The 13,570-nt window shown below is 60.1% G+C and carries 12 protein-coding genes; 2 read left to right on the plus strand and 10 right to left on the minus strand.

What is annotated here, in order from left to right; all coding sequences use genetic code 11:
* The 9 genes from hutU to ftsY all read right to left on the minus strand — a co-directional run bounded on the left by hutU (position 1) and on the right by ftsY (position 10,522).
* Positions 1–1,710, minus strand: coding sequence for a urocanate hydratase (gene hutU, locus ACTG19_RS11135; RefSeq protein WP_439989083.1), 1,710 nt, complete (start codon positions 1,708–1,710; stop codon positions 1–3).
* 53 nt (positions 1,711–1,763) lie between these two features.
* Entirely contained in the window at positions 1,764–2,708 is a 945-nt protein-coding gene (gene hutG / locus ACTG19_RS11140) for a formimidoylglutamase (RefSeq protein ID WP_439989084.1), read from the minus strand.
* Positions 2,701–3,936 (minus strand): imidazolonepropionase, encoded by a 1,236-nt coding sequence (gene hutI / locus ACTG19_RS11145; RefSeq protein ID WP_429150809.1) that lies wholly within the window; start codon positions 3,934–3,936, stop codon positions 2,701–2,703. Before hutI ends, hutG begins: the two co-directional genes overlap by 8 nt.
* A 154-nt stretch (positions 3,937–4,090) precedes the next feature.
* Positions 4,091–4,795 carry a histidine utilization repressor gene (gene hutC, locus ACTG19_RS11150; RefSeq protein WP_026035093.1) on the minus strand — a complete coding sequence of 235 codons (705 nt, stop codon included), beginning with the start codon at positions 4,793–4,795 and terminating at the stop codon, positions 4,091–4,093.
* Positions 4,796–4,806: 11 nt separating this feature from the next.
* A complete protein-coding gene (can, locus tag ACTG19_RS11155; RefSeq protein ID WP_005339998.1) occupies positions 4,807–5,466 on the minus strand; it encodes a carbonate dehydratase in 660 nt (219 codons plus the stop codon).
* A 125-nt stretch (positions 5,467–5,591) separates the two neighbouring features.
* Positions 5,592–6,446, minus strand: coding sequence for an RNA polymerase sigma factor RpoH (rpoH, locus tag ACTG19_RS11160; RefSeq protein ID WP_005339997.1), 855 nt, complete (start codon positions 6,444–6,446; stop codon positions 5,592–5,594).
* 451 nt (positions 6,447–6,897) lie between these two features.
* Complete coding sequence (gene ftsX, locus ACTG19_RS11165; protein ID WP_005339996.1) at positions 6,898–7,851, minus strand: permease-like cell division protein FtsX; 954 nt, start codon at positions 7,849–7,851, stop codon at positions 6,898–6,900.
* The gene (gene ftsE, locus ACTG19_RS11170) at positions 7,851–8,519 is read right to left on the minus strand and encodes a cell division ATP-binding protein FtsE (RefSeq protein ID WP_005339995.1); all 669 of its coding nucleotides are present in this window, start codon (positions 8,517–8,519) and stop codon (positions 7,851–7,853) included. Before ftsE ends, ftsX begins: the two co-directional genes overlap by 1 nt.
* An 89-nt stretch (positions 8,520–8,608) precedes the next feature.
* The gene (ftsY, locus tag ACTG19_RS11175; protein ID WP_439989085.1) at positions 8,609–10,522 is read right to left on the minus strand and encodes a signal recognition particle-docking protein FtsY; all 1,914 of its coding nucleotides are present in this window, start codon (positions 10,520–10,522) and stop codon (positions 8,609–8,611) included.
* 110 nt (positions 10,523–10,632) lie between these two features.
* On the opposite strand from ftsY, the gene rsmD reads away from it, so the two are divergent.
* Both rsmD and ACTG19_RS11185 read left to right on the plus strand, forming a co-directional pair.
* Complete coding sequence (rsmD, locus tag ACTG19_RS11180; RefSeq protein WP_042081417.1) at positions 10,633–11,262, plus strand: 16S rRNA (guanine(966)-N(2))-methyltransferase RsmD; 630 nt, start codon at positions 10,633–10,635, stop codon at positions 11,260–11,262.
* Complete coding sequence (locus tag ACTG19_RS11185; protein ID WP_005348564.1) at positions 11,246–11,557, plus strand: DUF1145 domain-containing protein; 312 nt, start codon at positions 11,246–11,248, stop codon at positions 11,555–11,557. Before rsmD ends, ACTG19_RS11185 begins: the two co-directional genes overlap by 17 nt.
* 855 nt (positions 11,558–12,412) lie before the next feature.
* Here ACTG19_RS11185 and ACTG19_RS11190 read toward each other — a convergent pair.
* The gene (locus ACTG19_RS11190) at positions 12,413–13,399 is read right to left on the minus strand and encodes a helix-turn-helix transcriptional regulator (protein WP_005339987.1); all 987 of its coding nucleotides are present in this window, start codon (positions 13,397–13,399) and stop codon (positions 12,413–12,415) included.
* Between the last annotated feature and the right edge of the window lie 171 nt (positions 13,400–13,570).

The raw sequence follows: 13,570 nt of genomic DNA on the forward strand, positions 1-13,570 counted from the left end.
TTACACCTTTCCTTTGACACCGTTGGCGCCGTCAATCATCGGCAGATCCAGTTTCGCCTCATGAGCACAGTTGATGGCAATCTCGTAGCCGGCATCGGCATGGCGCATCACACCGGTGGCCGGGTCGTTGCGCAGCACCCGACCGACCCGCTTGGCAGCGTCATCGGAGCCGTCGCAGACGATCACCACGCCGGAGTGCTGGGAGAAGCCCATGCCGACCCCGCCGCCGTGGTGCAGCGACACCCAGGTCGCGCCACCGGCGGTGTTGAGCAGGGCGTTGAGCAGCGGCCAGTCGGAGACGGCATCGGAGCCATCCATCATCGACTCGGTCTCGCGGTTCGGGCTCGCCACCGAGCCGGAATCCAGATGGTCGCGACCGATGACGATGGGGGCTTTCAGCTCGCCGTTTTTCACCATCTCGTTGAAGGCCAGACCGAGCCGTACCCGATCCTTGACCCCGACCCAGCAGATCCGCGCCGGCAGTCCCTGAAACGCGATGCGCTCGCGGGCCATGTCGAGCCAGTTGTGCAGGTGAGGATCATCGGGGATCAGCTCTTTCACCTTCTGATCTGTCTTGTAGATATCTTCCGGATCGCCAGAGAGGGCCACCCAGCGGAACGGGCCAATCCCCTCGCAGAACAGCGGGCGGATATAGGCGGGGACGAAGCCGGGGAAGTCGAAGGCGTTCGCAACCCCCTCCTCAAGCGCCATCTGACGGATGTTGTTGCCGTAATCCAGAGTCGCCGCGCCGCGCTCTTGCAGGGTCAACATCGCCTCCACCTGACGGGCCATGGAGCGGCGGGCGGCGACGTTCACCTCCTGGGGCGCGCTCTGCTGCAGCTCGCGCCACTTGGCCACGCTCCAGCCCTGCGGCAGGTAGCCGTGCACCGGGTCGTGGGCGGAGGTCTGGTCGGTCACCACATCCGGTGTGATACCTCGGGCCACCAGCTCGGCGAAGACGTCGGCGGCGTTGCCGAGCAGGCCGACGGAGACGGCGATGCCGCTCTGCTTGGCCTCTTCGACCATGGCCAGCGCTTCATCCAGGCTGTGGGCCTTCTTGTCCACATAACGGGTGCGCAGACGAAAATCGATGCGGGTCTCGTCGCACTCCACGGCGATCATCGAGAAGCCTGCCATGGTGGCGGCCAGCGGCTGGGCGCCACCCATGCCGCCGAGACCACCGGTGAGGATCCAGCGGCCCGCAGGCGAGCCGTTGAAGTGCTGGTTGGCCACCGCGAAGAAGGTCTCGTAAGTGCCCTGCACTATCCCCTGAGTACCTATGTAGATCCAGGAGCCCGCGGTCATCTGGCCGTACATCATCAAACCCTTCTTATCGAGCTCGTTGAAGTGCTCCCAATTGGCCCAGTGCGGCACCAGATTGGAGTTGGCGATCAGCACCCGCGGCGCGTCCTTGTGGGTCTGGAACACCCCGACCGGCTTGCCGGATTGCACCAGCAGGGTCTGATCCTCCTCGAGCCGGGTCAGCACCTCGACGATCTTGTCGAAGCAGGTCCAGTTGCGGGCGGCGCGGCCAATCCCGCCATAGACCACCAGCGACTGGGGATGCTCGGCCACCTCGGGATCCAGATTGTTCATCAGCATCCGCAGCGGCGCCTCGGTGAGCCAGCTCTTGGCGGTCAGCTCGGTACCGCGCGGGGCACGGATCACGCGGTTAGGATCATGACGGGGATCCTGCTGTTGCACAGACATACACACTCCTTGTTGTATCAATAGGGTGCCTTTGGCGACGGGCGGCCAAAGGGTTAACGGGTCAACAGATGAACCAGTCGCGCGGCCACACGGGCACTGCGGTTATCCTGATCCAGCGTCGGGTTGTACTCGGCCAGATCGGCAAGCCTGAGCTTGCCGCTGGCCCGGATATGGGCGATCAGCGGTTCGATCACCGCCAGCTCCACGCCACGGGCGGCGGGGGCACTCACTCCCGGCATAACGGCGCCGGGCAGCACATCAAGGTCGATGGTCAGATAGAGGTGATCACAATCGGCGATAAAGGCGTCCAGCCCGCTTAGCAAGGCTGGCAGCCCGGTCTGGGTCATCGCCTCGTCCAGCACATGCCACACACCCAGCGCCTTGGCACGGGCAAACAGGGCTTGGGTATTGGCGGTCTCGGCCACCCCGAGGCAGGCGTAGTGAAACGGCGTGCCCTGAGCGGCACACTGCTCGGCGATCTGGAAGAAGGGGGTGCCGGAGCTTGCCAATTCCTGCTTCATGCGCAGGTCGAAGTGGGCGTCAAAATTGATAATGCCGACTCGCCCCTGACCCGCCAGATGCAGGTTGAGGCCGCTCCAGCTGCCGAAAGCCACCTCGTGACCGCCCCCCAGCACCAGCGGGAAGTGGCCCAGATCAAGCGCGGCGGCGACCCGCTCGGCCAGATAGCCGTGGGCGGCGTCGAGATTGCCATCGGTACAACTCACATCCCCGCCATCGTAGACGGGGCGATTCAGGTGCCAGGCAATGTTGGCCAGCAGCTTGCGCACCGCTTGCGGCGCACCGGCGGCGCCGACACGCCCCTTATTGCGGCGCACCCCTTCATCGCAGGCAAAACCGAACAGCACTACACCTGCTGCCTCTTGTGCCCCGGCGGCCCAGGGCTGCACCTTGTCGTGCCAACGCAGGGCCAGTTCGCCATCTTCCGGATCCTGCCGCCCCTGCCAGAGCGACATGTCGATCGGGTTGAACTTATCCATGGAGAGTCTCCTCGCCTTTGAAGATGCGGCCTGCCAGCTGATCGACGCCGACCATGTAGCTCAGCTCGGCCGGATGGGCGCAGTGCCAGATCAGAAAATCGGCCGTCATGCCAGCCTTGAGCTGGCCAAGGCGATCCTGCTCGCCGAGCGCTTTGGCGGCGTGACGGGTCACCCCGAGCATGGCCTCCACCGGGGTCAGGCCGAACAGAGTGCAGGCCATGTTCATCGCCATCCGCAGCGAGACGATGGGCGCGGTACCCGGGTTGATGTCGGAGGAGACCGCCATCGCCACCCCCGCCTTGCGCAGGGCGGCAACCGGCGGCAGCTTGGTCTCCTTGAGGAAGTAGAAGGCGGTGGGCAGCAGGGTGGCGACCACGCCACGGTGGGCCAGCGCCAGGATCCCTTCCGGATCCAGATACTCCAGATGATCCACCGAGAGGGCGCCAAAGTGGGCAGCGAGGGTGCTGCCACCGAGATTGGAGAGCTGATCCATATGCCCCTTCACCGGCAGGCCGTACTGATCCGCCGCCAGATAGACCTGCTCGGTCTGGGCCAGCGAGAAACCGATATGCTCGCAGAAGACATCCACCGCATCGGCCAGGCCCGCTTTGGCGGCGGCCGGGATAATCTCCTGACAGATGGTCTCGACCCAGCTGTCGGGATCGTCGCGATACTCCGGCGGCACCGCATGGGCCGCCAGCAGAGTGGTCTTGACCCGGATCGGCAACGCCTCTCCCAGTCGACGGGCCACCCGCAGCATCTTGAGTTCATCATCCAGCGTCAGGCCATAGCCGGACTTGATCTCCACCGTGGTGACCCCTTCGCGGATCAGGGATTTCACCCTCGGCAACGCCAGCTCGAACAGCAGCTCTTCGCTGGCGGCACGGGTCGCACGCACCGTGCTGATGATGCCACCGCCCCGACGGGCGATCTCCGCATAGGGCACCCCCTGCTGGCGCAGCTCGAACTCCTCGGCACGGCTGCCGGCGAAGACCAGATGGGTGTGACAATCGATAAGGCCGGGGGTGACCAGCTTGCCCTGCATATCCTGCCAGTGAGCGGGATACGACCCCTTCAGTTCGGCCATCGGCACCAGCGCGTGGATCTTGCCATCCTTCACGCCGATGGCGTGGAGCGGCAGCAGGCCGTAGTCGGCCAGCTCATCATTCAGGGTAGCGGGCGTCACGTTGAGCCAGACCCGCTCGCAGTTCAACAGTTCCTTGTTCATAGTGACCTCAAATGTATATACATATTCTTATAGTCGATCTCTATGACGAAAGGAAGAGCGAAATTCACATCCTGATAACAGCATCAAACTTAGAGTTTAAGCACAAAAAAGCCCACCAGGAGGCGGGCTTTGCAAAATCGAGTTGTATATACATTCACTCCAACTGAGTCTTGGAGCTTAGCTTGTAGCGGGAACCGGGGGAGAGCAAACGGGCATAGGAGACCAGATGCCCCTCCGACCAGGTACGCCGGTGCAACAACAGGCAGGGGGAATCTACGCGGATCTGCAACAATCCCGCCTCACCGGCGCTCGGCAGCACGGCTTCCACCACGTGCTCCATCTCCGAGAGGGGGCAGACATCCATCAGATAACGGTTGGGAGTCTGTTGGGTAAAATCCTGCTCGCCATAGCCCGGCAGGCGCCCGGCATCGACAAAGCGCTCCTCCAGCTGCAACGGCTCGCCATCGGCCTGATGGACGATCAGGCTGTGAAAGATGGGGGCGCCAACCCGTAGCCCCAGTTGTACCGCCACCTTCTCGTCGGCAGCCAGTCGCTGCAGCCGGATCACCCGGGCGCTGTACTCGCTGCCACGCTCGGCGATCTCGTCGGCAATATTGCGAATAGCCAGCAGCGGCGACTCGGTGCGCCTGTCCGCCACGAAGCTACCGGAACCGGCGGTACGCACCAGCCACCCTTCCGCCACCAGCTCCCGCAGCGCCCGGTTGACCGTCATCCGGCTCACGGTGAACTGCTCGCACAGGGCCGCTTCGGTCGGGATCCTGTCCCCCGCCTGATAGTGGCGTTCGCGGATCCCGTCCAGAATGTGCTGCTTGATCTGCAGATAGAGGGCTGGCGCCACGGTGAAGCTCCCTAGCGCCGACGGTGGGGCGGACGCATGTCCGGCCAGGCGCGATAGACATCGGGGATCTGATCCGGGCCGCTGATGCAGAGATCGAGATCGTGCAGCAAGCCATCCTTGATCCCGTAGATCCAGCCATGCACCGCCAGCTCCTGCCCCTTGCGCCAGGCGTTCTGGATGATGGTGGTGTGGCAGACGTTGGCGACCTGCTCGGCCACATTCAGCTCGCACAGGTAGTCGAAGCGCTCATGCTCATCCTCGATGGCCTCGAGCTCTTCACCATATTTGAAGTAGACATCCTTGATGTTGCGCAGCCAGTTGTCGATGAGACCCAGCTCCTGATTCTGCATCGCGGCCTTGACGCCGCCGCAGCCATAGTGACCGCAGACGATGATGTGCTTCACCTTGAGCACTTCTACCGCGTATTGCAGCACGGAGAGGCAGTTGAAATCGGTATGTACCACCAGATTGGCGACGTTGCGGTGGACGAAGACGTCCCCGGGCAGCAAGCCCATCAGCTGGTTGGCGGGGACCCGGCTGTCGGAACAACCAATCCAGAGGTATTCGGGGGCCTGCTGGGCAGAAAGAGTGGCAAAGAAAGCGGGATCTTCGGCTTTGATCCGTTCGGCCCACTCACGGTTGTTGGTAAACAGGTCGTTCAACAGTTTCACTTCTGCTCTCCCTAATGTGGCAGTGGCGGCAACATAACACACTCAAGGGTAACCAAAGCAAGGCCGACCAGATCCTTGCGAAACAAAAACAGGGCCATCAGGCCCTGTTTTTATGAGAGGAAGCATCAGGCTTCCATGGCATCTTTCAGCTTCTTGAGTGCGTTTTTCTCAAGCTGACGCACACGCTCGGCAGAGACGCCGTAGGTATCGGCCAGCTCCTGCAGAGTGGTCTTGCTGTCATCATCGAGCCAGCGGGCGCGGATGATGTGCTGGCTGCGCTCATCCAGAGTGGCGAGGGCCGAGCTCAGACGACGGGTCGCGTGATCGTCCCAGTTGTCATTCTCGATGGTCGCTGCCAGATCGGAGGATTTGTCCTCCAGATAGTGAACCGGAGCGAAACCGCCCTCTTCCTCATCGTCACCCACCAGATCGAACGCCTGATCGTAGTTGGCCATCCGCGCTTCCATTTCGGTCACATCAGCGGCAGAAACGCCGAGATCGGCCGCCACGGCCTGAACCTCTTCGTGGTTCAGCCATCCCAGACGCTTTTTGGATTTGCGCAGGTTGAAGAAGAGCTTGCGCTGGGCCTTGGTGGTCGCCACCTTGACCATGCGCCAGTTGCGCAGGACATATTCGTGGATTTCGGCCTTGATCCAGTGCACGGCAAAGGAGACCAGACGCACGCCGACCGTCGGGTCGAAGCGCTTGACCGCCTTCATCAGGCCGATGTTGCCTTCCTGAACCAGATCGGCCTGAGGCAGACCGTAACCGGCATAACTCTTGGCGACATGAACGACAAAGCGCAGATGCGACATAACCAGCTGACGAGCAGCCTCGAGATCGCCATCCTGCTGCAAACGCTCAGCCAGTTCACGCTCTTCCTCTGCGCTCAGCACAGGAATCGAGTTTACTGCCTGGATATAGCCTTCCAGACTACCTTGCGGAATCAGAGCCATAGTGCGCTGCAATGAAGTTCCCATCTGTTACCTCTTACTTTTCAATCGAATCAGTCTAACACCCTGAGAGGGTCTGTCTACTGACCGGATGCCATTCTGCGGCGTGTATCAAAGAACATGCCCAGTTTTAGACCGGCTTATCTTAAGCCTGCAGGATGAATCATGAATGAACAGTCAAAAAAAGGGGGTCACAATGAAGGACCCCCGAAAAGTAGCATGCTAAGTCCATTGTTGCGGAGCTCGCAACCTTCACATGCTTGCCAAGTCTGACGAGCAAGGCAGAGGGGCCACACCCGTATAAATGCTTCAGCTTTAATAGACTGTTTATAAATCAGAAGGTTCACTGGATCTAGCGAAGATCCGGAAGATCATTGTTATTCAGAATACTCTGACTATGGGGGCCAAGCCAGAAACGGCCCCTCTTTTACTTGATCCGCCTCTCAAAATCCAGCGATTTACTTTGATGACAAAGTAATCAGGATGGTTCGATGTCGCGAATGTGGCGATGGACCGAGAACCAGGAGGCAATCAGCCCCAGCAGGGCGCCCAGCAAGATCAGATTGATCCCGTCTACCGCCCCCATACCAACCAGCCGGAAGTTACTGTTATACAAGCCCGCCAGCTCCTTCACCACCCCTTCGCTCCAGATCACCATCACTTCAGTCAGCCACCAGGCCAGCATGCCGCCGATCACCCCGAACCAGATGCCGGTATAGAGGAAGGGACGATGAATAAAGGAATCGGTCGCCCCCACCAGCTTGAGCACTTCAATCTCGGAACGCTGGTTGAGGATGTTGAGACGCAGGGTATTGCCGACGATCAGCAACACGGCGGAAAGCAGCAGCACCGCGATACCGGTAATGGTGTGGCGCAGCAGGTTCATGATCCCCTGCAACCGGGTCAACCACTGCAGATCCAGCTTGCCCTGTTCGACCCCCACCTCGTTATTGAGCTTGCTGAGCAGCTCGGCGGCCCCTTCCGGGTTCTGCCAGCGCGGATCCGGGATCACGCTCAGCACAGGCGGTAACGGGTTGCTGTCCAGATAATCGAGGGCATCGCCGAAGCCGGAGATCTCGCGAAACTCCCGCAACGCATCGTCACGGCTCAGGTAGGTGACCGAATCCACCTCGGGATAGAGCAGGATCCTGTGCTGCAGATCGAGAATGCTCTGCTCCGGCAGATCCTTGCGCAGGTAAAGGGAGATCTGGGAACTGCTCTGCCAGCTCCCCTCCACCACCTCGGCGTTTTTCAGCAGCACATGGAAACAGGAAGGCAGTGCCAAGCTGACGCCGAGCACCGCCAGCGTCATCAGGGAGGCGAGCGGATTGCGCCACAGCTCCCCGAGACTGGCAAACGCCTGCCGCACATGATCAACCCCGTACATCATCAGACGGCGCAGCGGCGGTTGTTTATGACGAACGATAGCCATCAGAGCTCCTCCCCGGCCGAATACATGCGACCCGCCTTGAGGGTCAGGGTGCGATAGCGCATGCGAGCGATCAGCCCCAGATCGTGGGTGGCAATCAGTACCGAGACCCCAAAATTGTTGAACTCCTGAAATAACCGCATGATGTCCATGGAGAGCTGGGGGTCCAGGTTGCCGGTCGGTTCATCCGCCAGCAGCAACGGCGGCTTGTTGACGATGGCGCGGGCGATACCGACCCGCTGCTGTTCACCACCGGAGAGCATGCGCGGCTGGTAACGCTCCTTGCCAAGCAGCCCCACCTTGTCCAGCGCCGCCGCCACCCGCTTGTTGATGTCCGCATGGCTATAACCATCGATCACCAGCGGCAGCGCCACGTTGTCGAACACGGTTCTGTCCATCAGCAGGCGGTGATCCTGAAAGATCATCCCGATCTGGCGGCGAACATAGGGGATCTGGCTGCGCTGGATATGGCTGACATCATCACCATGAAAGAAGACGCGACCATCGGTCGGACGCTCCATCACGCTGATCAGTTTGAGGAGGGTACTCTTGCCCGCCCCCGAGTGCCCGGTCAGAAAGGCCATCTCTCCCTTGCGCAGGTGAAAGCTGACCTTTTGCAGCGCCTGATGGCCGCCGCTGTATACCTTGCTGACCTTGTCAAAACGAATCATAACGGTTCCCTGAAATTGACAAACCCCGACCGGAGTCGGGGCATGGAACACTTACTCATCACGGCTGAGCTGACTCATCACGGCCGGACTTATTCATCGCGGCTGAAGAGCGCCTCGATGAAGTCGTTGGCAACGAAGGGACGCAGATCGTCGATCCCCTCGCCCACCCCGATATAGCGGATCGGGATCTGGAACTTGTCGGCCACCGCGAAGATGACGCCGCCCTTGGCCGTGCCATCCAGCTTGGTGAGGGTGATGCCGGTCAGGCCAACCGCCTCGCTGAACAGCTTGGCCTGGCTCAGGGCGTTCTGGCCGGTGCCGGCATCCAGCGTCAGCATGATCTCGTGGGGGGCCTCTTCATCCAGCTTCTTCATCACCCGCACCACCTTCTTGAGCTCTTCCATCAGGTTGCTCTTGTTCTGCAGGCGACCGGCGGTGTCGGCGATCAGCACGTCAGCCCCGCGGGAGCGGGCGGCCTCGATGGCGTCATAAATGACAGAAGCGGAATCGGCGCCGGTGTGCTGGGCAATCACCGGAATATTGTTGCGCTGACCCCAAACCTGCAGCTGTTCGACCGCTGCAGCACGGAAGGTGTCACCCGCCGCCAGCATCACGCTCTTGCCCTCGGCCTGGAACTGCTTGGCCAGCTTGCCGATGGTGGTGGTTTTGCCGACGCCGTTTACGCCGACCATCAGGATCACATAAGGCTTCTTGCTGGTGTCGATCACCAGCGGCTGTTCGACCTTGGCCAGCATCTCGCCCATGTCCTGCTTGAGCAGGCCGTAGAGCGCCTCGGCATCCTTGAGCTGCTTGCGATCCGCGTGCTGCACCAGCCCTTCGATGATACGAGTAGTGGTATCCACACCGAGATCGGCGGTCAGCAGCTGGGTTTCCAGCTCTTCAAACAGCTCATCGTCGATCTTCTTGCCACGAAACAGGCCGAAGAAACCGGAACCGATATTCTCCTTGGTGCGCACCAGACTGCGCTTGAGGCGAGCAAAGAAGCCCTCCCGCTGCGGTTTGTCCTGGGTGTCGTCGTCCACCTTGGCGGCCAACGGCAGAGCAGCCAGTGCAGCGGCCTCAGCCTCCATCGCGGCGACCAGGCGCATATCTTCCGCTCGCTGGGCCTCTTTGGCGATACGGGCTTCTTCCGCAGCCTGAGCTTCGGCGGCAATGCGAGCCTCTTCCGCGGCGCGAGCCTCGGCAGCAATACGAGCTTCTTCCGCAGCACGGGCTTCGGCAGCAATACGGGCCTCTTCCGCGGCGCGGACTTCGGCAGCAATACGAGCCTCTTCCGCGGCGCGAGCCTCGGCAGCAATGCGAGCCTCTTCCGCAGCACGGGCTTCGGCGGCGATGCGGGCCTCTTCCGCGGCGCGAGCTTCAGCGGCAATGCGAGCCTCTTCCGCAGCGCGAGCTTCAGCGGCGATGCGAGCTTCTTCCGCGGCGCGAGCTTCGGCGGCGATGCGGGCCTCTTCTGCAGCGCGAGCCTCGGCGGCGATACGAGCATCTTCTGCAGCGCGAGCCTCGGCAGCAATGCGAGCCTCTTCCGCAGCGCGAGCCTCGGCGGTGATACGAGCCTCTTCCGCAGCAAAAGCTTCGGCAGCAATACGAGCCTCTTCGGCTGCCTTGACCTCAGCAGCTTGCGCCTCTGCGGCAGTGCGAGCGGCGTCAGCGGCACGCTCCTCTTCGGCGATCAGCGCTTCGTTGACGATCACCGGCTCCAGATCGGAGGCGCACTCCTCCACCACCAGCGGGCCGTGGTCGTCCAGCTCGGTCGGCAGGCAGCAATCATCTTGCAAAACGGGATTCTGTGCGCTGGCAGGCACTTCGGGGGCAACAGCCTGCGTACTATCGGAAACAGTTATATCGGAAACGGGAGCGGGGGTAGCAGTGACCTCGGGCTCAACGGTAACGGGGGTGGCTTGGGGTGTCTGTGGTTGGACAGCCTCAGCCTCTTCTTTCTTGCGGCCGAAACCCAGCCAGGAAAACAAACCTTTTGCCATCTAAAAATACTCACATCAAAGGCTGACTGCTAAGATAGCCGTCCCTTGGCGGGTCGGCATAAAAATGAACCGCCTTATACTACCACTTTATTTTCTGACGATGAAACGCGATGCCCAGAGTGAAATCCAGCCGTAGCAACCCGAGCAAGAGTCCCGCCCCGCAAGGAAAATCGGGCTTTGTAAGAATCATCAGCGGCCAGTGGCGAGGCCGCAAATTGCCGGTCAAGGATGTGGAGGGGCTCAGACCCACCACGGATCGCGTCAAGGAGACCATCTTCAACTGGCTGGCCCCCCACATTCGTGGCACCCGCTGCCTGGATCTGTTTGCCGGTAGCGGCGGACTCGGGCTGGAGGCGCTGTCGCGCTATGCCGAGCAGGTGACCCTGATCGAGATGGACAAAGGGGCCGCTGACCAGATCAAGAAGAACCTGACCGCCCTCGGCAGCAGTCAGGGTCAGGTGATCCAGTCAGATGCAGTGAGCTGGCTGCAAGGCCCGGCCACGCCGTTTGATCTGGTGTTCCTCGATCCGCCGTTTCGCCGCGAGCTGCTGCCGCAAGTGTGCGAGCTGCTGGAGCAGCGCGGCTGGCTGGCACCGGACGCCCTCATCTATCTGGAGCGGGAAAAAGAGATGGCCGATCTGGCGCTGCCTGCCAGCTGGCAACTACTCAAGGACAAACAGGCAGGTCAGGTCTGTTATCAACTCTATCTACGGGAGGTAAACAATGAAGCGGGTCTTTAATCTGTTGGCGATGGGGCTGATATTGTTCTTCTGGTTTGGCGTACTGGTGAGCCTGATTGCCCCGCTACCCGGCAAACTCAACGGCTTTCTGCCGGTCTGTGGCGTGATCGTCGCCCTGCTGCACTGGCTGCAGGCCAGCATGATCAAGGCAGCTTGCAAACGCTACTTCGCGGTCACCAAAGCCGAATTTGTCACTGTGCTGATCTTTGGTGTGTTTGGCATGGTCGACATTCGTCAGCGCCTGCAAGAGATCGTCAACGCCGCCCAGCGCGGCAATCTCTCGGGCAAACCATAAAAGAAAAGGGGACGGCGGTAGCCGTCCCCTAGAGTCGTGTCGTCCTGTCCGTAGAACTGCAATGCTCCCTGCAATCCCTGACGTTATCCTAATCCTTTGGAATATCCCCTTTCCAATCCGTTGGCGCGTCCTGCGGCGTTCCTGGCCTGGCAATTCATCCTGAACTGCTTCTCTGTCTCCATCCTGGAGGTGTCCATTACCACGTCCTGTGGGGTTCCTTGCGTCTTCCTGACAGATAACCATCCGGGTTATCTCACTTCATCCTGAAGTATTCCTCTCGCATCCGGCGAGGTCCTGTTCATCCTGAAGAACGAGGTTCCGTTCGTTCTGCTCCCATCCCGAGAGTGTCCTGCCGCATCCCGCGGTGTTCCTTTATTCATCCGTGACGATAATCATCCTGATTATCGAGCTCATCCTGAGGTGTCCCTTGTCCACATCCTGCGGACTATTCCATCTTTATGCGCTGTCCTGCATCCTGCCGGACCAGCTCCGTCCTTGTGAGACCCATACTAAGGAAATGCGCACCCCGAACAAGGGCCATCCAATGATAAAGATCCGATGCAGCACCCATCCAAAAATACGAACTTAAAAACTAATCCTTTAATATCAGTTGTTTATTTAGTTTCACGGGAAAGCTCGATCATTCTGGCATGGCTTCGCGTACGGCTCAAAGCGCCAGCCTCTTACAGTCGCTATGGCAGATCTCTTACACGGGTTTCGCCACCGAAAACGGGGCAGGAAAACGGTTCAATCCTGACGTTAAGACTTAAAAATTAGTTGAATAAATATGCTTAAAAAAACCGCAAAAAAAAGAGCCGAGGCCAGGCTCGACTCTTGAACATTCCAACTTTTTAATCAGCTCAAGCGGTTGGCCGGATTGAGATAGGCCTTGCGCAGCGATTCAGGTGCCAGCACCTCGAGTTCACCGCCGATGTTGTTCAACCAGCTGCGAAACTCCGGGGTGTCCTGCACTTCGGTCTCCACCACCACGCTGCGCTTGTCATAGCGGGTCATGCGCGGATTGTTGCCGGGGATCTGGTTATCCACCAGCGACTGGCTGTTGGCATCGATCCGGCCGACGAAGCGGATCGGGCCGCTCACATCCTGATAGCCCTGATCGCGGATCAGCTTCTGGATATTGAAATCCTTCGGCTGGGTGGCGCTGAAGTTGGTCAGCTCAACGTTCTTGATATGGTCGAACGGAATGCCGTAAACCTTGGGATCCAGCTCGGACAGAGTGCAGAGCAGGATCGGACCGTCCGGCTGATTGAGAATGCCGAGCGGGTTGATACGGTCGTAGCAGAGCCACACGGTGCGCTCTTTGATCACGCGCTGGATCTCGGCACTAAACTTGCGACCACGCCAGAGCGCATCGCGGATCAGGGTGCTGCGGCGGATCTCCGGGTTACCGGCAAACGGACGCGGTGACTGGTGGACACTCTCCAGCCAGCGTTCGGCCAGTTCGCTCTGGCTGTCGCGGATCACCTGGCTCGCCTTGTCGACCAGCGGGTTCAATTCGGTCAGTACACTCGCCGGCAACAGTTGGCTCGCCTGATCACTCCAGGTTTTCAGGGCCACCGCCAGCGAGAGCGGCATGATATTGGCAAAGTCGTTGAGGCCGTGGCGCTCGAAGCACCAGCCATGGGGTTTGCTGCGCTCGTCCGAGGTGAGGTCGAACAGTCCCATGCCGGACATCTCCTCCAGGTCCCGTTGCACGGTACGCAGACTGACGTGGATACCTTCCTCTTCCAGTTTTACCTGGAGTTGGCTGGCGGTCAGCTTGTAAGGGCGGTGCGGGATGCAACGCGCCAAGGTCAGTTGTCGTAACAGCTTCTTGCTCATGGTGCTTGCCTTCACTGGTTTAGCGTTGACTGTATGCTAGTCGTGACTTGCGACAGTCTATGTCGCAAGTTTTGCTGCGACAACTGTCGCCATTTTCATACAAAACAAGCTAAACAGTTGATTTATAAAGACAATACACTAAAAAAAGGAGCCGCTAGAGGCTAAAATTAG

It is taken from the genome of Aeromonas sp. 3P (genome assembly GCF_051919745.1).
Classification (GTDB): Bacteria; Pseudomonadota; Gammaproteobacteria; order Enterobacterales; family Aeromonadaceae; genus Aeromonas; species Aeromonas veronii.